Raw genomic sequence first — 22,735 nt, forward strand, 5'->3', positions numbered from 1 at the left:
CATTTATTACTTTTTATGTAAATGAATAAATATACAAAATAGCATAAAACAAGACTTCAACTAACAATCTCCGCCTTTTTATATGAATTTTTTACACCAATCGTTCCTTTATATAAGAAAGCAAAACTTTAATTCAGCAGCGTTTCCCTCCATCTTATTCATCTAAATTAATAGCACTAAAAAATCACAAGTTTAATCGAAGTACACACAAGAGTTCAAACGAAAATTATATAGCACATATAATAAGCGAACGTTTTGTTCATCCCCACTCATCATTCGCCCCACATCAGACGCTTACGAGCAGCCCAGCTTTGAGATAGAAATTTCACCCCACAAATAGCGAGGTAAAGCAAAGCTTCAATCAGAAAGTTCCTCTCCTCTTACAATACAAAAAAATAGCACTTAGATTTCTACAATCTAAGTGCTATTTCTGAATAATAATAGTAGAGTTCTTTCTAAATTTCCATTCCATCCACTTCATAACAAGCGGCTTCAATAAAGCTCTCGTAATAGGGATCACGCAGATAAACCCTAGCACATCGGTCACATACCCAGGAAGCACTAAGAGAATACCTCCTACAAATACAAAAATACCATCTAGTACCGCCTCACCTGGCATTTCCCCTCTATTCAACTTAGATTGAATCTCTCCAAGCACTTTAAACCCTTGTCTTTTCGCCAAATACACACCTACAACACCTGTAAATACAATCATAGCGAACGTAGACCATAAACCTATTACATGACTTGATCCAATTAAGACCGTAATCTCAATCGCCGGTATTAAAATAAACAAGAATAGTAACCACTTCATAGTTCTACACCTCTCTCACAACTCACTTTTAACGTCCTCACAACGCCTATATACATCATATGAAATATAGATACTCTTTCATATTAAAACACATAACAAACAGCTTTTAAAAGCAATTCTAGGCGCTTTAAGCTAATTCTATCTCGTTTTTGTGTAAAAAAAAGAGAAGGACTCCGATCCTTCTCTCCGTATTACTTATAGCACTTCCGCATGTCCATTATAAACAATTCCGCGTGCTGCATCAACTGTTACTTCTTGGCCATTTTTTAAAGTTGCTGTTACGCCGTTTACACCAACGATAACAGGAATACCGATTGATACGCCTACAACAGCTGCATGGCTTGTTAAGCCACCTTCTTCTACAACTAAAGCCGCAGCTTTTTCGATTGCAGGAATCATATCTTTATCAGTGCTTGTTGTAACAAGGATATCACCTTCGTTTACGTTCGCTACAGCTTCAGCAGCTGTTTTTGCTACAACTACTTTACCTTTTGCAGCTTTACGACCAATTCCTTGTCCTTTAGCAATTTCTTCACCAACAACGTGGATTTTCATTAAGTTTGTTGTACCAGTTTCAGCAACTGGAACACCCGCAGTAATCACTACAGTATCTCCAAGTCCAATTAGACCCGCATCCATACCTGTTTGAATTGCTGTATCTAACATTTCGTCAGTTGAAGCTGCGCGCTTCTCAGCCATAAATGCTTGTACACCCCAAACAAGTGCAAGACGACGTCCTACTTGCTCGTCAGATGTTACAGCTACGATTGGAGATTTTGGACGGTATTTAGAGATCATTTTCGCAGTATATCCACTTTCTGTTGGAGCTACGATTGCAGCTACATCAAGAGCAAGTGCTGTATGCGCAACAGATTGGCTAATTGCATCTGTAATTGTTGGAGTGAACTCTTTAATACGTTTTTTGAACATATCTTCATATTGTAATGATTTTTCAACACGTACCGCAATGTTAGCCATCATTGTTACTGCTTCTACCGGATATTGTCCAGCAGCTGTTTCACCTGAAAGCATGATTGCATCTGTACCATCGAAGATTGCGTTAGCTACGTCACTTGCTTCCGCACGAGTTGGACGTGGGTTACGTTGCATAGAATCTAACATTTGTGTTGCAGTAATAACCGGTTTACCTAACACGTTACATTTTTTAATTAGACGTTTTTGTACTAACGGTACTTCTTCTGGTGGAATTTCTACACCCATATCACCACGAGCTACCATTAAACCGTCAGAAACTTCTAAGATTGAATCGATGTTGTCGATACCTTCTTGGTTTTCGATTTTTGGTACGATTTGGATGTATTGAGCGTTATGCTCTTCTAATAATTCACGGATTTCTAATACGTCAGACGCTTTACGTACGAATGAAGCTGCAATGAAATCAACTTTTTGCTCGATACCGAAGATGATATCTTTTACGTCTTTTTCAGTGATACCAGGAAGCTTAATGCTTACGTTTGGTACGTTAACACCTTTTTTATTTTTTACAGTTCCGCTGTTAAGAACTTTTGTACGGATGTTTCCATCAGCTTTTTCGATTACTTCTAGTTCGATAAGACCGTCATCGATTAGAATACGAGAACCTGGGTCTACATCGTCATAAAGACCAGCATAAGATACAGAGAACTTCTCTGCAGTACCTAATACTTGCTCAGTAGAAAGAACTACCTCTGCACCTGTTACAAGCTCAGCTTGTCCGTCTACGAAGTCGTGAGTACGGATTTCTGGACCTTTTGTATCAAGTAAGATACCAACTGTTTTACCAGTTTTCTTTGAAGCTTCACGAATGTTTTTAATACGAGCTCCGTGCTCTTCATGGCTACCATGAGAGAAGTTTAAACGAGCAACGTTCATACCTGCTTCGATTAATTGCTCTAATTTTTCAATACTTTCACTAGCAGGACCTATAGTACATACAATTTTAGTTTTACGCATATTGCACCTCCGAAAATTATGAAACCGTTCCCAAATATCTGACATTACGCCGATTAGATGGATAATTCTTTAGATAATTGATACATATCTTTATCGATTGTATGCTTTTGAGCTAACGCTTCGATAATGTCATGATCAACAAGTTTATTATCTTGAATACCTACACAACGTCCACCTTTACCAGCAATTAACAACTCAACTGCTCTTGCACCAAGACGACTTGCTAATACACGGTCTTGTGCACTTGGTGATCCACCACGTTGTACGTGACCTAATACAGTTACACGAGTATCAAAGTTTGTTGCTTCTTCAATGTGCTTACCGATGTCAATTGCACTTCCAACACCTTCAGCTACAATGATAATACTGTGTTTTTTACCACGTTCGCTACCACGTTTTAGACGAGCGATTACATCATCCATGTCATACTCTTCTTCTGGAATTAAGATTGTTTCTGCACCATCAGCTAAACCAGCCCATAATGCGATATCTCCAGCATGACGTCCCATTACTTCGATAACATATGTACGTTCATGAGATGTAGCTGTATCACGGATTTTATCAATTGCATCAATAACAGTGTTTAAAGCTGTATCGAAACCAATTGTGAAGTCTGTTCCAGGGATATCATTGTCGATTGTACCTGGTACACCAACACATGGGAATCCTTGTTCAGTTAATTTTTTAGCGCCTTGGTAAGAACCATCTCCACCAATAACAACAAGTCCTTCGATACCATGTTTCTTTAATTGCTCGATACCTTTTAGTCGTACTTCTGGGTCTTTAAACTCAGGACATCTTGCTGTATATAATTTCGTACCACCGCGGTGGATAATATCGCCAACAGAACCAAGTTCTAATTTTTCAATGTGACCAGAAATTAATCCAGCGTATCCATGGTAAATACCATATACTTCAATATCATGGAAAATCGCTTTACGAACAACTGCACGAATGGCAGCATTCATACCAGGTGAATCTCCACCACTTGTTAATACACCAATACGTTTCATTTGTACTCACCTCATAAAGATTATTTGCCTTATAATAAAATAACACGAAAAAATATAAAAACACAATGGAGAAGATGTGTCTTTTCATAATAAAAACGTGCATTCGCGAAGAGGAACGCACGCTTTTCTTATTTTATCCCAATGGAAGCGTTTGAAAACGAAACTTGCCCAATTTTCATATATTTTTCATAACGTTTTTCGATTAATTCATCTTTCGAAATTCCGTTTAATTGTTCAAAAGTTTTTCTAATTATTAAGTCTATATTTTCTGACTGTTTCAAAACATTACGGTGAGCTCCACCTTTTGTCTCTGGAATAATTTCATCAATTACACCTAATTCTTTCAAATCTGCTGCTGTAATTTTCATTGCCTCTGCAGCTTCCTTTGCTTTTCCTGCATCTTTCCAAAGAATTGCCGCTGCACCCTCTGGTGTAATAACAGAATAAGTGGAATTTTCTAGCATATGAATGTAATCTCCTACTCCAAGGCCTAGCGCACCACCACTACCGCCTTCACCGATAACGATACAAATAACTGGTACCGTTAAACCTGCCATCTCAAATAGGTTGCGGGCAATAGCTTCACTTTGTCCACGTTCTTCAGCTGCTTTACCAGGATAAGCTCCCTTCGTATCGATGAAACAAATAATAGGACGATTAAACTTTTCCGCTTGTTTCATGAGACGCAGTGCTTTTCGATATCCTTCTGGATGAGGCATTCCAAAGTTACGGCGAATATTTTCTTTCGTATCTTTTCCGCGCTGATGCCCAATTACAGTTACAGGCATCCCTTTATATTTCGCAATGCCGCCGACAATCGCTGCATCATCGCCAAATAGACGATCTCCATGACATTCGAAAAAATCAGTAAATAAGTGCTCAATATAATCGAGCGTTGTCGGTCGTTCTGCATGACGAGCAATTTGAACACGGTCCCATACTTTTAGATTGCCGTATATATCTTCCTCTAAATTTTCTAGCTTTTCTTCCAAAATACGAATCTCCTCACTGAAGTCCATCTGGCTGTTTTTCGTATAGTCTTTCAGTTCACGAATCTTATTTCTTAGCTCAACAACTGGTTTTTCAAATTCTAGCTCTGCCATACAGCCACTTCCCCTCCTTGATGAACTTCTAAAATCTTACGAAGCGATTCTCTCATATCATCACGATGCACCACCGCATCTAATTGACCATGATCTAGTAAGAATTCTGCCGTTTGGAAATCTTCCGGTAGTTTCTCACGCACCGTTTGTTCAATTACACGTCTACCAGCAAATCCGATAAGTGCACCTGGTTCTGCAAGATTATAATCACCAAGTGAAGCGAAACTCGCTGAAACCCCGCCCGTCGTTGGGTGAGTCATAACAGAAATAAATAATCCTCCTGCATTACTATGCTTTTTCAAAGCTACGCTTGTTTTTGCCATTTGCATTAAACTTAATATACCTTCTTGCATACGGGCACCACCCGAAGCAGTAAAGATAATAAATGGAACTTGTAAGTCGTACGCCTTTTCAACCGCACGGGCGATTTTTTCTCCTACTACAGAGCCCATGCTCCCCATTCGAAAACGAGAATCCATTACTGCAACAACAACAAGCATGTCATCAATTGTTCCTTCACCAGTTACAACCGCTTCGTTCAATTCAGTCTTCTTACGATCGCTCTCTAGTTTCTCTTCATAACCTGGAAACTCGAGTGGATTTAATGAAACCATTTCTTTGTCATACTCACGGAATGACCCTTCGTCCAATATACTATCAAGACGTTCCCATGCATTCATAGGATGATGATATCCACAATTCACACATACTTTTAAATTTTTTAGAAGTTCTTTCGTATACATGATTTTTTTACATTCCGGACATTTTGTCATAACGCCATCTGGCACATCTTTTCGTACTTGTTCTGAAGGTATTGCAGCGTACTTTTTCTTTTTCACGAATAAATCTCTTAGCACAATTTGACCCCCTTCGTTGAGAGCTAAGGTTAGCGTAAGAAGAAAATGGGGCTAACACCAAAGTTTGATGTTAGCCTTATCTTCTCAATCTGTCTAATAACCTCACTCTTTACGTTTAACTTTAACCGCTACGCGGTAGAATGTTTGTCATAACGTGTCATGGTCATTTCGACAAATTTTATACATTACGAGTGAAACTGTATATTCTCTACTAATTCATCGTAAATTTTTAGTGCATCATTTTCTTGTTTTTCTTCCAAAGTAGCGTAAAGCTTTCTATACATATCGATAGAATCTCTTGAAACTTTACAAGAAAGCGTTGATACGTAATCATTTACGATCATCCAAATGCGATATAGTAAATAATTATCGACTTGTTCAATAAGTGTTTTAAAGAACGTTTGATGAAGCGTTGGGATTGAGTTTTCATTTCCTTCAAGTACTTGGTGTAATTTACTTAGCACTTTAGAAAACGTTTCTTTCGGTAAATTACATACAATTCGAATCATATCTTTCTCGAGTAATCGTTTCGTTTGTAATAAATCACGAATTGTTTTCTCATCTTGCAATAAGAACGGAGCAATTAATTGTACAAGACCGTTATCATAAAAGTTTCGAATAAACGTCCCTTCACCACGTCTCGTTTCAATCAATCCTACCAGTTCTAAAGCACGCAATGCTTCTCTTACAGAGGAACGTCCTACGTTTAAGCGTGAACTTAACTCACGCTCAGACGGCAAACGATCCCCCGCCACCAATCCATCCTCTTCCATAATGGAACGGATTTTTTTTACAATTTCGAGATATACTTTTGTATTTGATGATGTCAATGGAATTTCCTCGCTTATTCTTTACCAATCAGCGCTAATTGTTTTGTTTTTTCAGCGATCTCATTTGGATCTACTTGACGGCGAGCTACTCCTGTCTCCATTGCTGCTTTTGCAACGTAAGCCGCTACTTGAGGCGCTACACGCGCGTCAAATGGTGCCGGAATGATATAGTCTGCATTTAACTCATCTTCTGCTACAAGCTCAGCAATAGCCTGTACAGCTGCCATCTTCATTTCTTCGTTAATTTGTGTCGCATGTACGTCAAGTGCACCGCGGAAAATACCAGGGAACGCCAGTACATTATTTACTTGGTTCGGGAAGTCAGAACGACCTGTTCCAACAACAGCTGCGCCCGCTGCTTTTGCCAATTCTGGCATAATTTCTGGAACTGGATTCGCCATTGCAAAAATAATCGCATCGTCATTCATTGTACGAACCATCTCTTCTGTTAATGCACCTTCTGCAGATACACCAATGAATACGTCTGCACCTTGTACAACATCAGCTAAAGAACCTTCTATACGATTCTTATTTGTATATTTTGCAACTTCATCCTTCACCGGATTCATACCTGTAGGACGACCATCATAGATTGCCCCTTTACGGTCACACATAATAATGTCGCGTACACCATAGCGATATAAAAGTTTAATAATTGCAATACCTGCTGCACCTGCGCCATTTGCGACAACTTTAATGTCAGACATTTTCTTTCCAACTAATTTCAGTGCATTTACAAGACCTGCTACTGTTACAATAGCTGTTCCGTGTTGATCATCATGGAAGATAGGAATATTTGTTTCTTTTTTCAAACGCTCTTCAATAATGAAGCAGTTTGGTGCTGCGATATCTTCTAAGTTAACGCCGCCAAAAGTTGGCTCCATTAATTTTACAGTTTCAACAATTTTATCTACATCGTTTGTATTTAAGGCAATTGGGAATGCATCTACACCAGCAAAGCTCTTGAATAATACAGCTTTACCTTCCATTACTGGAAGAGATGCTTCAGGTCCAATGTTACCAAGACCAAGTACAGCTGTTCCATCTGTCACAACTGCTACCATATTTCCCTTCATCGTATATTCATATACCTTACTTTTATCGTCATAAATTTCTTTACAAGGTTCTGCAACCCCTGGAGAATATGCAAGACTTAAATCTTTTGCATTTTCTACTTTTACTTTTGATACAGTTTCTAATTTTCCTTGATGCACTTTATGCATGTGAAGTGCTTCTTCACGAAGTGTTGACAAACTATCCACTCTCCTCAAATTATTCTTGCTGATATCAATTTCTCCAAGTGGTCTGACCACGAACACTACTACTATAATAATCGAAGTGTAGGGAAATTGTCCATTATATTTTCACAACTACATTTTCTTCCCCGACAATTTCACGAAGTGCTCCTAAACATTCTTCACTTGGATGAATCGATAAACTCCGAGATAATTGTACCATTTTATGTTCCTTTTCATAATAAATTAGTACTTTCGCAAAACCTGAATAGTCGAACAATATTTTCGTAACCCGATTTAAAAGCTTTTTCTCATACTGAGATGGCAATTTCACGTAAACAGATGCGTCTTTCTTTTCTTCATAAACATCCATTTCCTCTAGCGGATATAGTCCATTTACAATCCATTGCAGCTTATGATTTCTTAGCTCAATCGTACCGTCAACTAAAACAATTGCTCCTTCTTGCAACTTATCCGAGAAATGTATATACGTTTCCGGGAAGAGGACCGCTTCCATTTCATCATTTTGATCACAGAATGTAATAAATGCCATCTTTTGAAACTTTTTCGTACGAATCACTCTAACACTTGTTATATACACAATAGCTCTTTGTACTTTTTTCTTGTGTCGCATCGCCTGAGCGAGAGATGGAATTTCTAATTCTTTTGCTAACTTCACATATTGCGCTGTCGGATAACTTGATAAATAAAAGCCAAGTACTTCTTTCTCTTTATTTAGTTGTTCAATAAAAGATAGCTCTTCTCCTTGTACATATTTTGATTTTGGAACAGCATCTCCTAAATCACGTGCGAGATTCGCGTACTCTAACGCCCCTTTAATACTTTTCCATAAATTCGTTCTCGAAACACCAAAATCATCAAAACATCCCGACCAGACGAAAGCTTCTAAATTACGCTCCGTTACGAACTTTGACGGCATACGGAGACAAAATTCAAATAAATCTTCGAACATTTTTTTCTCTCGTTCTTCTAATAATGCCGTCACTGTAGCCATTCCAATATTTCGGATCGAAAGTAAACTGTAACGTATCGCATTCCCTTCTATTTGGAAGTTATAACCACTTCTCTGAAGAGACGGCGGCAAAACGTGAAAACCTTTCCGCTTCGTTTCTCGTATATACTGTACAATTTTATCTTCATTTCCAATTGCGCTTGATAATAATGCCGTCATAAATTCCAGCGTATAGTTCGCTTTCAAATAGGCAAGCTGATATCCGATCATACTGTAAGCTACAGCGTGACTTCGGTTAAAACCGTAATTCGCAAATCTTACAATTAAATCATAAATTTTTTCAGCAGACGTCTCATCATATCCATTTCGCAAACATCCCTGGACGAAATGCTTACGTTCCTGATCTAAAATATCACGATTTTTTTTACTCACTGCACGGCGCAGTAAATCTGCTTCTCCAAGCGAAAACCCTGCTAACTTCGATGCAATTTGCATAATTTGTTCTTGGTATACAATGACGCCGTATGTTCTTTCTAAAATTGGCTTTAAATCCGGATGTAAATATTCGATTTTTCTTTTTCCATGTTTCGATTCAATAAAAGTCGGTATCTGTTCCATCGGTCCTGGTCTGTATAACGAGTTAACAGCTACGATATCTTCAAACTCATTCGGTTTTAACCCGCGAAGTACATTTCGCATACCGCCTGACTCAAGCTGGAATACACCTGTTGTATCTCCTCTCCCTAATAATTGGAATGTCTTTTCATCTTGAAGAGGTAAGTTTCTTATATCGATTTCTTTCCCAGTTTTGTTCGCGATAAATTTTATAATATTTTCAAGTAACGTTAAATTACGTAATCCTAAAAAGTCCATCTTAAGCAACCCAAGTTCTTCTAGCGCATCGGCTGGATATTGCGTAACATAAACATCGTTATGTCCTTCTTGAATTGCTACACTGCCTGTTAGCGGTTCTTGACTCATAATAACACCAGCCGCATGAATAGACGTATGACGTGGTAAACCTTCTACACGTTTTGCGATTTCAAACACACGCTCATGCAAAAGATTCCCTTGTATAAACTCACGAAGTGATTGTGATTCTTCATATGCATCTTTTAACGTTATACCAAGCTTTGATGGGATAAGTTTTGAAAATATATCAATATCTCGCGGCGGAAGCCCCATTACGCGGGCAATGTCTCTAATTGCCGCTTTTGCTGCAAGCGTACCAAACGTTACAATTTGCGCAACACGGAGCTGACCGTATTTATCTTTCACATAGCGAATCATCTCATCACGTCTTACGTCTGGAAAATCAATATCAATATCAGGAAGCGTCACACGTTCAGGATTTAAAAACCTTTCAAATAATAGATCGTATTCAATTGGATTAATATCTGTAATTTCTAATACGTATGAAACGAGTGAACCAGCTGCCGATCCACGACCTGGTCCTGTTAGAATATGATTTTCATGTGCATACTTCATAAAATCCCATACGATGAGGAAATAATCACTAAATCCCATACGAGAAATAACATTTAATTCATGATCCAAACGCTTTATATGCACTTCTTTCGGTTCACCATATCGTTTCCGCAAACCTTCTTCACAAACACGACGCAAGTATATATCACTCGTTTCATTAGACGGAACAGGAAACTTCGGAAGTTGATTTACATGGAACGGTATTTCTACTTGGCAACGCTCTGCAATTTTTATTGTATTTTGGATTGCTTCCGGCGCATGGGAAAATAGTGCTTCCATTTCATCCGATGACTTTAAATAATACTGATCTGTTTTCAGCCTCGGCCTATCTGGATCAGTCATTTTCGTTCCACTTTCAACAGATAGTAAACATTCGTGAACAAGCGCGTCACTTTGATTGATATAGCGCACATCATTTGTTGCAACGACTGGAATATTAACCCTACTAATAAATTCAGGTAGTTTCTCTTGTAAAAGCAACTCATCTTGAATTGCATGATGCTGCAAACTCATATAAAAATGGCCGAACATATTTTGATACGTGCGAGCTACTTCTTCAGCCTGACTCTCATTGTCTTCTAGTAATAATTGCTCAATTTCGCCATCTTTACCTGGCGAAATAGCAATTAATCCTTTCGCATAATGCGCAAGCCACTTCTTAGGAATACCTTCTTTGGACTTTGTCATAATACTGCTAGAAATCTTTAATAAATTTTGGTAGCCTATTTCATTCTCAGCAAGTAATACAAGCGGATAAGACCTTTCTTCTTCTTCACTAAAAATAGAAGCGGTTAATCCAATAACAGGCTGTATACCATGTTTCTTACATGCTTTATAAAACGGAATAACACCATACATAACATTTTCATCCGTAATAGCTAGCGATGAAAAACCAAGTTCTTTCGCCCTGACTACAAGCTCATCAATTTTACAAGCACTTTTTAATAAACTAAAAACGGTTTGACATTGTAAATGCACAAACTTCACTGTTGTACCCTCTCTTTACCTATTTGACTACTTTTATTATAGGTGATGAGGAAAGCGGAAATCAAAACATACTTCTTATACTTTGTCCATATATATGAAGAAGAAAGGGGAATGACGATGGATGTAAGAGAACATACTTTTTTCTCTCTGCTTATTATTAGTTATTTTATTGCCTTTGGGGTTATACTTGGCGGTTCATTAATTGGTGGATTTGGTGCGTTTCTTATCGGAAAACCAGCTCTAACTTACATTAATCAATTCGCCCAAAATTTAAGAATTTGGGCACTCGTTGCAGCAATCGGCGGAACATTCGATACCTTTTATAGCTTTGAAAGAAGTTTCTTTGGCGGAGATATGAAAGATATCGTAAAACAAATTCTCCTTATTTTTTTCGCAACTGGTGGTATGCAAACAGGTCTCATTATTATTAAATGGCTAACGCAGGAACATGTATGAGAGTACCAAGTGCCAATACAGCAAAAAGATGGTACTTAGTATTAGCTGGTGCTGCTGTTGGAGGCGTGTTGAGCTGGTTTATTTTTTTGTACATATACGGTGTTTTTCAACAAGAACAAGCTAGTAAAATAGCAGAACAAAGAGAAATTATAGAAAAACAAGAAGCAAAGCTCCACGTCCTTCTCGAAGATCAAGAAAAATTGAACACTGAAAATAAACGGCTCTTAACCATTCAAGAGATTAAAATAAAACTTATCAATCGAGAAAAATACGATTTAGACAATCTTACACTCGAAAATATGACTACATCTATTCATAATGATCTCCAGCATCTTTTAACGAAAAACATTCAAAGTATCGCAAAAAATAAAGACCTACTAAAAAAGGTAATCGAAAATAAAACATACAAACATTACGATCGCCTATACCGTTTTAAAGTCGATACAATATCTTTTGATACAGTGCTTGAAATTAGCATTACTATAGAGAAAGAAAAATAAAGAAGGAGGGCTTTAGCGCCGCTCCTTCTTTTCGTTCTAACATATAGTCTTTTATTTACAAATCTCACGTAAATCAGCAAAAAGACGATCCGCTTCTTCCCAAGAAGATGCCTTGGCACCAGAAGCCATCGGATGCCCTCCGCCGTTATATTGCATTGCCAATTTGTTTATAACTGGTCCTTTTGAACGAAGACGAACACGAATTACGTCATCTTCCTCTAAAAATAGAACCCACGCCTTTAATCCATCAATATTGCCAAGCGCTCCAACAACACCAGATGCTTCAGAAGGAAGTACATCAAACTCTTCTAATACTTCTTTCGTTAATTTAATGTAAGCTGCTCCTTCTTCTACCATCGTAAAGTTTTGTAAAATATAACCGTTTAAACGAGCAATTTTTTCTTTTGTCTTATACATTTCATTGTATAAATCTGTGAATTTCACACCCATATCAACAAGCTCACTTACGTAACGAAGTGTTTTTGCTGTCGTATTTGGGAATAAGAAACGACCTGTATCTCCAACAATTCCTGCTAAAATAAGGCGAGCTGCTTCTTTTGTTATTTTTAATCCTTTATCTTTTCCATAGTTATAAAACTCATAAATCATTTCACTTGTAGAACTCGCTGTCGTGTCTACCCACGTAATATCTCCATATGGATCTTCATTTGGATGATGATCAATTTTAATTAACATCTTCCCTTTTGTATAGCGTTGATCGTCAACCCGTTCTTGATTCGCAGTATCACAAACAATAACAAGCGCATTTTCGTATACACTATCTTCAATATCATCCATTACTCGTAAGTATGCTAGTGACGGTTCATTGTACCCAACCGTATAAATATTTTTCTCTGGAAACGATTCTTGTAGAATTGTACCAAGACCACCCTGTGAACCTAACGCATCTGGGTCCGGACGCACGTGGCGATGAATAATAATTGTATCAAACTCTTTAATTGCTCCTAAAATTTGCTCATGCATATGTATAATCTCCTTTTTAATCAACTTCTTCACTTTATCCTCCATTATAACGGAAAGTATTTCATACATGCGAACAATTGCTTTATAATAAAAGTTAGAAAGTTTAGATATTTCTTTTTCTTTTCTATTATTTTTCACAAAGCGATGGGAGTGTTCATTATGCCAGTATTAGTCTTCTGTATTATCGTCTCATTTATGTTGTACCTCTTTTACAAAACAAAATACTTTCGTACAAACCGCCCAATGGAGAAAGGTTGGCTCTCAGGAAAATCCGCAATGGCACTCGGTTCATTCGTTTTATTTTTCGGGATAAACCAATTCTTTTTAGAACTTTCAACCGCTCGTATTATCGTTGGTGTTTTATTCGTTCTATTTGGTAGTGCAAGTGTATTTAACGGGTTTCGCCAATACAAACATTTCTTGCCATTAGCAGTTAAAGAAGCCGAAGTCTATGAAGCAACATAAAAAAGCATCAATATTGTGATGCTTTTTTACGTCCCTTAACTTTCAAAATCATATATGCAACAAACGCAGATGGTATATTAAATGGGTTACCTTGTACATGAAAATGTAGTTGTTCTTCTCCAAAAGACATTTTTTCATATAGCTCTCGCTGAGATAATCCTGTCTTTTCCTTTTTTTCATGTAAACCTTGTAAATATAAATATTGGATCGGTATCATTACAAGAAAGTAAAATAGTGCGATACTACCAAAAAAGAGTACGGCTGACGACATAATGCATACCACCTTTCAGAATTCCATTTTCTTACAATATAATCATAACACAATATACAGCCAAATCGAATTACTATTCTGTCTTTTCTTACGTTACTTTTCCACTCCATACATATTTCACTAAAACTCCCATCTAAAATCATGCCTTTCAAATTTAAAACAACAAAAAAAGAAAGATGGAACAAATCAAAACGATTTGTTCCATCTTTTATTTATCGATTAACTGCACCATAAGTAATGCCTTTCCAACAACATTACCTTCATGATGCACCTCTACATCGACCTTACCAAATTTACGCCCAATTTCTAATACTTTCGGATGAACAGATACAACATTATCAATTTGAACCGGCTTTACGAAATAAATCGTTAAGTTTTCAACAATTAAATCGCTTTTCTTTTGCGCACGAATGACGCGATTTGTCGCTTCTGTCACAATTGTTGCAAATACACCGTACGATAACGTTCCGATTGAGTTCGTCATTTGCGGCGTCACCGAAAATTGATATAGATGCTCATTCTTCGCTTCTTTCGGCGTCATAAATTGATTCGTTACAATATCATCAATGGTTTCTCCAACTTGTGGCTGACGTTGAATCATTTGCAGTGCCTGAAGTACATCTTGACGGCTAATAATACCTTGTAGTTTATTTCCTTCATCAACAACAGGAAGTAACTCAATACCTTCCCACACCATCATACGTGCCGCAGCTGCGACAGACATTTTACCGTTCACTGTAATTGGGTGTTTTGTCATTACTTTATCAATTGGTGTTTCTTTCGCTACACCGATCATATCTTTTGAAGTCACGATTCCTAGCACTTTGTTACTTTCATCAACAATCGGATACCTTCCGTGCATCGTCTCTTCATTATAGGCATGCCATTGCTGCACTGTATCATTTGGCTTTAAATATAATGTTTCTTCAATTGGCGTTAAAATATCTTCAACGAGTACAATTTCTTTCTTAATAAGCTGATCGTAAATCGCACGGTTAATTAACGTTGCAACTGTAAAGGTATCGTAACTACTTGAAATAATCGGCAGTTTTAATTCATCTGCTAATTTCTTCACATGATCTTCCGTATCAAATCCGCCCGTAATTAATACAGCGGCTCCAGTTTCTAACGCTAATTGATGTGCGTTCGTACGGTTACCGACAATAAGTAAGTTCCCAGCTTCTGTATAGCGCATCATCGCTTCTAATTTCATTGCCCCGATTACGAATTTATTTAACGTTTTATGTAGTCCTTCTCTGCCTCCAAGTACTTGACCGTCGACAATGTTAACGACTTCTGCATATGTCAGTTTTTCGATATTCTCTTTCTTCTTTTGTTCAATTCGAATTGTTCCGACACGTTCAATTGTACTAACATACCCTTTATTTTCTGCATCTTTAATTGCACGGTAAGCGGTCCCTTCACTTACACTCAAATCTTTCGCAATTTGTCTTACAGAAATTTTATGGCCTACTGGCAGGCTATTAATATGTTCTAAAATTTGGTTATGCTTGGTAGCCAAATGGTTTCACCATACTTTCTTTTCCCTAAATTCTTCATGTGTTGTACTTTCAGTATACTATATTTTCAAAACTGTTACACTCTCTCTTTGCATACCTGTACTATTTTTTTTATAACAAAATGACTCTTACATTCCACCAGTCATTCTATTACAACAATGTAATGCTATTGTCATCTCATTCGATAGTTCGCACACTTGATTACCTATACAATTAAGACAAGAAATAAATCAAAGGAGCGAACACATGATGAAAAAACTTTTAGAGGTTGTAGGTGCTGTATTTTTAGCTTTCGTAGATGGTAAAAAAGTTACAATGGAATTGAATGAAACACCTGAACAGCCACGTACCAAAAGAAAAGAATCACCAAAACAAATACAAGTATTAAAAGCTGTCCTACACACGTAAAAACCCTTCACTTTTCTTTTCAAATGAAGGGTTTCTTTTCTATAGTGTAATACTTTCTCCAGCTTCTAATACTTTCCCTGTACAATTTTGTAGCTTTTCTACAAATTGATATGGATCTTGTTCAATAACTGGGAACGTATTGTAATGCATCGGTACAACAGTTTTCGCATTAATCCATTTTGCCGCTAGTACAGCATCTTCTGGTCCCATTGTGAAATTATCACCAATTGGTAAAAATGCTAGATCAACTTTATTTAATCCCCCAATTAACTTCATATCAGAGAATAGTGCAGTATCTCCTGCGTGGTATACAGTTCTCTCTTCTGCTGTAAATAAAATACCTGCTGGCATACCTGTATATGTAATCGTCTTATTTTCTTCATCAATATAACTAGAGCCGTGGAATGCTTGTGTAAACTTCACTTTTCCGAAGTCAAATTCATGTGAACCACCAATATGCATCGGGTGTGTATTTACACCTTGCCAACTTAAAAATGTTGCTAGTTCAAATGGCGCTACAACAACTGCATTATTTTTCTTCGCAAGTTCTACTGTATCTCCAACATGATCACCGTGTCCATGCGATAAAAGGATTGCATCCACTTTTACATCTTCAGCTTTTAAATCTGTTCTCGGATTACCTGTTAAAAACGGGTCAATTAAAATAACTTTTCCATTCGCCTCAATTTTCACAACTGAATGTCCATGATAAGATACTTTCATTATTACATTCCTCCCCTATTCACATTCTCACTTTTTATTCTACATGATTTTTCAATCCCCTGTCTTTTCTAACATCTATTTACTTGTCATAACGCTTTCTTCCGAGTTAAAGTTATATTTGTAATTAAATATCTCGGGGGTGCCAATCGATGAATGCTAGATTAGAAAATTTAATGCAATGGCTAAAAGAAAAAAACGTAGAAGCTGCGTTCTTAACTTCTACACCGAACGTCTTCTACATGACAAACTTCCACTGTGAACCACACGAAAGACTTCTTGGTATGTTTGTATTCCAAGAAAAAGAACCTATTTTAATTTGCCCTAAAATGGAAGAAGGCCAAGCACGTAACGCTGGCTGGGCACATGAAATTATCGGATTTACTGATACTGACAGACCATGGGATATGATTGCAAAAGCAATTAAAGACCGCGGCATCAATGCAAATGCAGTTGCAATTGAAAAAGAACATTTAAACGTAGAGCGCTACGAAGAATTAAAGAAATTATTCCCAAATGCAGCTTTCAAATCAGCTGAGGAGAAAGTTCGCGAACTTCGTTTAATTAAAGATGAAAAAGAACTTTCTATTTTACGCGAAGCAGCTAAAATGGCGGACTATGCTGTTGAAGTTGGTGTAAATGCAATTAAAGAAAACCGCAGCGAGCTAGAAGTATTAGCAATTATTGAACACGAATTAAAAACAAAAGGCATACATAAAATGTCATTTGATACGATGGTATTAGCAGGTGCGAACTCTGCTCTTCCACACGGTATTCCTGGCGCAAACAAAATGAAACGCGGCGATTTCGTACTATTTGATTTAGGCGTAATCATTGATGGTTATTGCTCTGATATTACACGTACAGTAGCATTCGGTGAAATTTCTGAAGAGCAAACTCGCATTTACAACACTGTACTTGCTGGACAACTACAAGCAGTTGAAGCATGTAAACCAGGTGTTACACTTGGCGCAATCGACAACGCTGCTCGTTCTGTTATCGCAGATGCAGGTTACGGTGACTTCTTCCCACACCGCCTGGGTCACGGACTTGGAATTAGCGTACACGAATATCCAGATGTAAAAGCTGGCAACGAGTCTCCATTAAAAGAAGGTATGGTCTTCACAATCGAGCCAGGTATTTACGTACCAAACGTAGGTGGCGTTCGTATTGAAGATGATATTTACATCACAAAAGACGGATCAGAAATTTTAACGAAGTTCCCGAAAGAGTTACAATTTGTAAAATAATAAAAAAGGCAGCTTGATTGCTGCCTTTTTTATTTCTCTACTATTTCAAATTTCTCTACAATCATTTTTGCTGGATAACTTTCAAGTATTTGAGAAAACCATACTTTTATTTTATCCCCTGTTTTTAACTGTTTATATGCGTCTTTGTCCTTAAAGCTCAAGACTATATGTGCTGGATGATCTTTATTCATTTGTTGTTCTATATAATGTTGCAACTCTACTTTTGTTTTAAACGTTTTATCATCGGCAAAAAACACCGTGTCATTTCTTAATATAATATACCCTTCTTTTACCGTTACTTGCTCTACTTGTTTTGTATCACACGCTGATAATACGACTAGAAATACACTTAAAAACATAACAATTTTCATATGCCTATTCATTTTTAACCCCTTACTCTAGGCTATTTCAAATTTAGCACCATCTTCTCCTCATACTTATCATCCCATTTAATCACAATCTCTATTGGTTCATCTTTAGAGATAGGCGCGCAACTTACACAAGAAGACTTCATTTCAACCTTTGCTCCTCTATGAACTTCTGACGTTTGTGTCATTGTACTAAAGGCTCCATTAATAGCAATCTCTAAATTCTTAAATTCTGTATTCCCATCTCCGCCCTTATACTGAAACGTAAACACTCCATCTTCACTGTCGTCCTTAATATGGCCCTTATATTGTCCCGTCCAACTTTTGCTCTCGCTAGAAAAAGTAACATACGAAATGGAACAGCTTCCTAAAAAGAAAATACTAATGAAAAAGAATAATGCTCTCTTCATAATGCCCACCTCCATTCAAAAGCACTTATTTATTGTCTATTTCTTCCTCTTATTATACTATTAAAATACAGAATTTTCTAAAATAGGTGGTTTATATGTTACAACAACAGTTAGAAGAAATTCGTAATAATCATTACGTAATGGATACAATTAACATGGATTCTTTAATTTCCAATATGCTTAAACATATCGGTGTTACCGATAGCTATTTAAGGGACAAACTTATTTGCTCTACTTTTTACCATCTCATCAAAAAGGACTACCTTTCACACACACAATTACAGAAACTATTATTAGAAAGCATCAGTGACAAATATTTATTGTATAAGATTCATTCGGATGACGAAGATGCGGTATTTACCCGTGCATTTACAACATTATTAATTGCACTCATTATTGATGCCGATACAAATCATAATTTCTTATCACAGGCTGATCTTTTACATGTAAAAGATCGATTAGTGTTATATATGAACAACGAGCATGATTTCCGCGGATATGTGCAAGACCACGGCTGGGCACATAGTATCGCTCACGCTTCTGATACATTTGAGGCGCTTGTTCGTAGTCCTAAACTGGAAACTTTATATTACGAAGAAATATTACAAACTTTATTAAACAAAGTTTGTGTCCATTCTATTTACTACAAATATGAAGAAGACGAACGTCTCGTTTATCCGATTGTCGCAATGCTACAAAATGGTCTAAAGGAAGAGGTACTCCTATTAGCCCTTCATGAATTAGTAGCTCAATTACCCGTCAAAAAACAGACATTACATACTGAATCGTACGAGTACCTATACGGAAATATAAAATCTTTCTTACGTAGTTTGTTTTTCCGACTACGCACACTGTCTATATGTGAAGAAACCGAATGCAAAATTGAAAAATTGCTGCAAGACCTTCCAAAATATTATTAAAAAAAGAAGGCCACTTAGAAAGTGCCTTCTTCTATTTCACTAATATTTAATTGAAATTTCACGATCCAAACTGAGAAAAGGTGGACAAGAAGCGCAAACGCCATACATGCTCCGCTTAAAAAAGTTAGTATAGGATGCGAATACACGTGCCCCAATCCATAGGATATCGCCACGAAAAACATTGTTATGTAAATATAAATTGCTCCATGTATTTGCCTCATATAAACCTCCTTTTCCCATATTATAACATAAATTTTCTGATTATTCACATTAATTACTTGTAATCAATATTTCTCAACTGTTACACCTCTTACAGCAGCCTTAATATACGGTGACCCTTGTAAACTTTGTAAATCCTCTGTTTTCCTGTTACGACTACACCGTATATTGGTAAGTCTTTTGTTTTGGTGTTTTTTATTTCTTTATCCCGCATTAACAGGCAGTAAGACCCCACATCAAAATTCAGCGGAAGCAAAGAAGTTAGGGGGGGCGGACTGCTCGTAAAAGCCCGATTGGTGAGGGCTGATAATCAGTAGGGATGCCCCCCCACTGATTAAAGTTTCACTTTATAGTTTATCCTAAAATATTCTCGATATCCCTCTTTATTTTCACTTAAAGATATCCAAATACAGCTTTTATAAATTTTTCCATAATAAAAAGCATATTTATTTTGATGTGCTCTTCACATATAATTTAGTAAAATATGAACCATTTTTTTGAAACAAAAACTCCCACTCATCTCTCCCCATACTATCGTTATGACTTAGTTGCCATAATAATTGAACGAGGATAAAATCCCAGCTTTTCATAAAATGATACAGCTTCATTTCCATACACTACTGTTAATTCAATTTCATCTATCTTTTTCACTTTAAACCATTCCACTGCACTATTCATTAATTTCAAACCAAATCCGTTTCTTCGGTATTTTTCATCAACAAATAAAACTTCAATCTTTCCGCTTACGCTTTTACTATACGCTATACAAAATCCTAATATATTATCTGTTTCTGACTCAATCAATAATTCAATTCTATATTCTCCGTACTTTGAGTTCTTTTTATAATTTTCAATACGTTCCTCAAATGTCATTCTTGGGTAATCGCCAGAAAAATATTTTGATTTATTATTATGATGTTCATGCAATTTATTTAAGGATTCTCTTATTATCTCTATTTCATCGAGAGTGATATATTTATTACTAATTCTCATCCTATAGCATCTCCAATAATATATATTTCAGCAAAAAAATAAGACTGTTTTTTGTTCACAAAATATTACTCTATTATTCCATCGCTTCCCTCACAACATCTTGAATCATAACAACTTCTGTTTTCATATCAATAGACATTGCTTCTTCATCAATACATTCATACCAAAACGCTAAGTGCTTTTTATCGATTTCATAATGAGAATTTTCGACAAGAGCCCCGCCTTCTCCTTGCACAGAATACCAATATAAGTACTCTTCTCCATCTCTTATTTCCCGGAAAATTGTCTCAACGTACATCTTTTCGTCGTTTAATGTCAAAAGGACTTCTTTCATATTGTCATTAAGAAGCTGCATCCATTCATCTACTCGATGACTCTTACCAGGCTTAACTTTAAATCTCGTTAATTCTACATTCATTTTTATTCCCCCGTTTTCTTACGTACAAACAAACTATATTCTATTGGATGATAAAAACTTAATTTACTAGCTAATTTTCGCGAAGGAATATTGTCTACATAACAATCCCAGCTCGGTATAATATCATTTTGCATGCAATGTTCAATGAACCGTGTTGCAACAGCTTGAGCTAATCCTTTCCCTTGATGCGCTTCATGTGTTGCGATATCTATTTCAGCATAACCATTCCCGCTAAATATTGAGACGCATTCAGCTACAATTATCCCATCTTGTTCTATACAAAATCCAAAACCACTATTCAAAAACGTTTCTTTTGATCCCCAATATTCTTTGTAGTACTTCTCTTTAAATTCACTGCTTCGCTCTATATCTCTTCTATCAATACGCTTCACTTCATATGTATTTTTGTTACAATCTCGTTTTCTCTCCTCAAAGGTTACTCTTTGAAATTTCATTCGCGGGATGTTCCGAAGTGTATTACTAAAACGCTCTTCTAACATCATTTCCCACTCTTCACTTGAAGTAAAGAGTGTAAATCTCTTCTCTGTTTTCTCAATAGCTGTTTTTAAATATGAAAATAACTCTTCGTTATAATTTTGATCATCAGTATCACCAAATAAATAATAAATACCGTTAGCTGTAATAATTAACCCTGCTGTTAATTGCCCGTTTACAAAAACCTCACCATCTACCATTTGATCACATACCGCATAAGCAAATGTCGTCGTTCTTGTATTACTTTCCAAAATCGGAATGATTTTTCTATACTCGGCTACAGATAATTTTTTCATAATCGCTCCACTATAATCGTATCAGCCTCTATATGTTCAAAACAAAGATTTACCGTCCTCTTTAATGCTCTCGTTCTATGAATCGTACATGCTGGAATTAAAATAGAATCATTTGGCTTTAAAACCGCCGTTTCTCCATCTTCAAAATCAATAAGTAACTCTCCCTCTAGCACAATAAATAATTCATCCGAATTAGAATGATAGTGCCAATCATATTCACCAGTAAATACAGCGATGCGTAAGCAATGACTGTTTATGTTTGAAACGACGAAGTTTTTATGTTGATCTTGAATGTCTTTTGTTAATTCTATTAAGTTCACAGTTTCCATATTTCATCCCATCCTTCCATTAGTCGTTCTTCTGAAAAACCAACTTAGTCTCCACCACCTCCGCAATCTCCTCCGCCATCACTTGAGCTGCTACAATCGTTGCTACTGTAGTCACCGAATCCACTTGATGAGCTTGAATTGGATGAAGATTTTTTGCTTCTTTTTCTATCTTTTTTACTTTCATGACTAGGCCAAACCTTATCAAATAATATAAAGAATAAGATTCCTTCTACCATAACAAGCATAACGCCAAAAATACCTTCAATAACATTAGGGGTTATCCCCAAACATTTAACCATCCCACATAAAAACACACAAAAAATCACATACAAGAACATACAAATATACCGAAATGTTTTCTCTATCGTAATGACTACTTTTTGTGAAAAAGGTATGTTCTGCTCCTGTTTTTTCTTTATGTACTTTTGTCTCTTTGCTTGCTTTTTCTTCCTCTTTTTAC

At 36.6% G+C, this 22,735-nt stretch carries 26 protein-coding genes and 1 pseudogene; 6 read left to right on the plus strand and 21 right to left on the minus strand.

What is annotated here, in order from left to right; genetic code table 11:
• Positions 1-424: 424 nt before the first annotated feature.
• The 8 genes from ABWK52_RS07220 to dnaE all read right to left on the minus strand — a co-directional run bounded on the left by ABWK52_RS07220 (position 425) and on the right by dnaE (position 11,253).
• A complete protein-coding gene (locus ABWK52_RS07220; RefSeq protein WP_000871631.1) occupies positions 425-814 on the minus strand; it encodes an FxsA family protein in 390 nt (129 codons plus the stop codon).
• A 195-nt stretch (positions 815-1,009) separates the two neighbouring features.
• Positions 1,010-2,767, minus strand: a complete 1,758-nt coding sequence (pyk, locus tag ABWK52_RS07225) for a pyruvate kinase (RefSeq protein WP_001232673.1) — start codon at positions 2,765-2,767, stop codon at positions 1,010-1,012.
• 53 nt (positions 2,768-2,820) lie between these two features.
• The gene (pfkA, locus tag ABWK52_RS07230; RefSeq protein ID WP_000821156.1) at positions 2,821-3,780 is read right to left on the minus strand and encodes a 6-phosphofructokinase; all 960 of its coding nucleotides are present in this window, start codon (positions 3,778-3,780) and stop codon (positions 2,821-2,823) included.
• Positions 3,781-3,908: 128 nt separating this feature from the next.
• Positions 3,909-4,883, minus strand: a complete 975-nt coding sequence (gene accA / locus ABWK52_RS07235) for an acetyl-CoA carboxylase carboxyl transferase subunit alpha (RefSeq protein WP_098559442.1) — start codon at positions 4,881-4,883, stop codon at positions 3,909-3,911.
• Positions 4,871-5,740, minus strand: a complete 870-nt coding sequence (accD, locus tag ABWK52_RS07240) for an acetyl-CoA carboxylase, carboxyltransferase subunit beta (RefSeq protein ID WP_000942857.1) — start codon at positions 5,738-5,740, stop codon at positions 4,871-4,873. Before accD ends, accA begins: the two co-directional genes overlap by 13 nt.
• Before the next feature lie 185 nt (positions 5,741-5,925).
• Positions 5,926-6,570: a FadR/GntR family transcriptional regulator gene (locus ABWK52_RS07245; RefSeq protein ID WP_000204440.1), complete on the minus strand. Its 645-nt coding sequence runs from the start codon at positions 6,568-6,570 to the stop codon at positions 5,926-5,928.
• 14 nt (positions 6,571-6,584) lie between these two features.
• Positions 6,585-7,793, minus strand: a complete 1,209-nt coding sequence (locus ABWK52_RS07250) for an NAD(P)-dependent malic enzyme (protein WP_161508111.1) — start codon at positions 7,791-7,793, stop codon at positions 6,585-6,587.
• Positions 7,794-7,926: 133 nt separating this feature from the next.
• Entirely contained in the window at positions 7,927-11,253 is a 3,327-nt protein-coding gene (dnaE, locus tag ABWK52_RS07255) for a DNA polymerase III subunit alpha (protein WP_000673731.1), read from the minus strand.
• Positions 11,254-11,295: 42 nt separating this feature from the next.
• Here dnaE and ABWK52_RS07260 point away from each other — a divergent pair, with 42 nt between their 5' ends.
• Both ABWK52_RS07260 and ytrI read left to right on the plus strand, forming a co-directional pair.
• Complete coding sequence (locus ABWK52_RS07260) at positions 11,296-11,709, plus strand: YtrH family sporulation protein (protein ID WP_002005839.1); 414 nt, start codon at positions 11,296-11,298, stop codon at positions 11,707-11,709.
• On the plus strand, positions 11,706-12,209 hold the full coding sequence (gene ytrI, locus ABWK52_RS07265; RefSeq protein WP_001265740.1) for a sporulation membrane protein YtrI: 504 nt from the start codon (positions 11,706-11,708) through the stop codon (positions 12,207-12,209). Before ABWK52_RS07260 ends, ytrI begins: the two co-directional genes overlap by 4 nt.
• A gap of 51 nt (positions 12,210-12,260) precedes the next feature.
• On the opposite strand, the gene ABWK52_RS07270 is transcribed toward ytrI, so the two are convergent.
• Entirely contained in the window at positions 12,261-13,193 is a 933-nt protein-coding gene (locus ABWK52_RS07270) for a DHH family phosphoesterase (RefSeq protein WP_000545136.1), read from the minus strand.
• A 159-nt stretch (positions 13,194-13,352) separates the two neighbouring features.
• Between ABWK52_RS07270 and ABWK52_RS07275 the strand changes: the two genes are divergently transcribed.
• A complete protein-coding gene (locus ABWK52_RS07275; RefSeq protein ID WP_001144776.1) occupies positions 13,353-13,658 on the plus strand; it encodes a YtpI family protein in 306 nt (101 codons plus the stop codon).
• Positions 13,659-13,665: 7 nt separating this feature from the next.
• Here ABWK52_RS07275 and ABWK52_RS07280 read toward each other — a convergent pair whose 3' ends face one another.
• Together ABWK52_RS07280 and ABWK52_RS07285 are read right to left on the minus strand one after the other, a co-directional pair.
• Positions 13,666-13,929: a DUF3949 domain-containing protein gene (locus tag ABWK52_RS07280; protein WP_000093045.1), complete on the minus strand. Its 264-nt coding sequence runs from the start codon at positions 13,927-13,929 to the stop codon at positions 13,666-13,668.
• Between the two features lie 208 nt (positions 13,930-14,137).
• Entirely contained in the window at positions 14,138-15,451 is a 1,314-nt protein-coding gene (locus tag ABWK52_RS07285) for a CBS domain-containing protein (RefSeq protein ID WP_000201590.1), read from the minus strand.
• Positions 15,452-15,695: 244 nt separating this feature from the next.
• Between ABWK52_RS07285 and ABWK52_RS07290 the strand changes: the two genes are divergently transcribed.
• Positions 15,696-15,857: a hypothetical protein gene (locus tag ABWK52_RS07290; RefSeq protein ID WP_000976306.1), complete on the plus strand. Its 162-nt coding sequence runs from the start codon at positions 15,696-15,698 to the stop codon at positions 15,855-15,857.
• Between the two features lie 39 nt (positions 15,858-15,896).
• Here the strand turns inward: ABWK52_RS07290 and ABWK52_RS07295 are convergent, their stop codons facing one another.
• Entirely contained in the window at positions 15,897-16,580 is a 684-nt protein-coding gene (locus tag ABWK52_RS07295) for a metal-dependent hydrolase (RefSeq protein ID WP_098541183.1), read from the minus strand.
• 149 nt (positions 16,581-16,729) lie between these two features.
• On the opposite strand from ABWK52_RS07295, the gene pepQ reads away from it, so the two are divergent.
• Positions 16,730-17,827, plus strand: coding sequence for a Xaa-Pro dipeptidase (gene pepQ, locus ABWK52_RS07300; RefSeq protein WP_000994024.1), 1,098 nt, complete (start codon positions 16,730-16,732; stop codon positions 17,825-17,827).
• A 29-nt stretch (positions 17,828-17,856) separates the two neighbouring features.
• On the opposite strand, the gene ABWK52_RS07305 is transcribed toward pepQ, so the two are convergent.
• Together ABWK52_RS07305 and ABWK52_RS07310 are read right to left on the minus strand one after the other, a co-directional pair.
• Positions 17,857-18,210, minus strand: a complete 354-nt coding sequence (locus ABWK52_RS07305) for a DUF3221 domain-containing protein (RefSeq protein WP_001079374.1) — start codon at positions 18,208-18,210, stop codon at positions 17,857-17,859.
• Between the two features lie 20 nt (positions 18,211-18,230).
• Entirely contained in the window at positions 18,231-18,605 is a 375-nt protein-coding gene (locus tag ABWK52_RS07310) for a hypothetical protein (protein WP_000816711.1), read from the minus strand.
• Positions 18,606-18,700: 95 nt separating this feature from the next.
• On the opposite strand from ABWK52_RS07310, the gene ABWK52_RS07315 reads away from it, so the two are divergent.
• On the plus strand, positions 18,701-19,525 hold the full coding sequence (locus tag ABWK52_RS07315) for a DUF2785 domain-containing protein (RefSeq protein ID WP_000941455.1): 825 nt from the start codon (positions 18,701-18,703) through the stop codon (positions 19,523-19,525).
• 14 nt (positions 19,526-19,539) lie between these two features.
• Here ABWK52_RS07315 and ABWK52_RS07320 read toward each other — a convergent pair whose 3' ends face one another.
• The 7 genes and pseudogenes from ABWK52_RS07320 to ABWK52_RS07350 form a co-directional block, all read right to left on the minus strand.
• On the minus strand, positions 19,540-19,746 hold the full coding sequence (locus ABWK52_RS07320; protein WP_001248905.1) for a hypothetical protein: 207 nt from the start codon (positions 19,744-19,746) through the stop codon (positions 19,540-19,542).
• Between the two features lie 63 nt (positions 19,747-19,809).
• Positions 19,810-19,949 (minus strand): annotated as a pseudogene (locus ABWK52_RS07325) (anti sigma factor C-terminal domain-containing protein); the annotation flags it as partial.
• A gap of 332 nt (positions 19,950-20,281) precedes the next feature.
• On the minus strand, positions 20,282-20,737 hold the full coding sequence (locus ABWK52_RS07330; protein ID WP_001222921.1) for a GNAT family N-acetyltransferase: 456 nt from the start codon (positions 20,735-20,737) through the stop codon (positions 20,282-20,284).
• Positions 20,738-20,810: 73 nt separating this feature from the next.
• Complete coding sequence (locus tag ABWK52_RS07335) at positions 20,811-21,155, minus strand: DUF6176 family protein (protein ID WP_001100208.1); 345 nt, start codon at positions 21,153-21,155, stop codon at positions 20,811-20,813.
• A gap of 2 nt (positions 21,156-21,157) precedes the next feature.
• Positions 21,158-21,946 carry a GNAT family N-acetyltransferase gene (locus ABWK52_RS07340; protein ID WP_000736730.1) on the minus strand — a complete coding sequence of 263 codons (789 nt, stop codon included), beginning with the start codon at positions 21,944-21,946 and terminating at the stop codon, positions 21,158-21,160.
• Entirely contained in the window at positions 21,943-22,275 is a 333-nt protein-coding gene (locus ABWK52_RS07345; protein ID WP_000450932.1) for a cupin domain-containing protein, read from the minus strand. The genes ABWK52_RS07340 and ABWK52_RS07345 overlap by 4 nt, the downstream gene beginning before the upstream one ends.
• A 44-nt stretch (positions 22,276-22,319) precedes the next feature.
• Positions 22,320-22,735 (minus strand): hypothetical protein (locus ABWK52_RS07350; protein WP_353771903.1); only part of this gene is annotated, 416 nt, incomplete at its 5' end.

The organism is Bacillus sp. AP50, assembly GCF_040492675.1.
Lineage (GTDB): Bacteria > Bacillota > Bacilli > Bacillales > Bacillaceae_G > Bacillus_A > Bacillus_A cereus.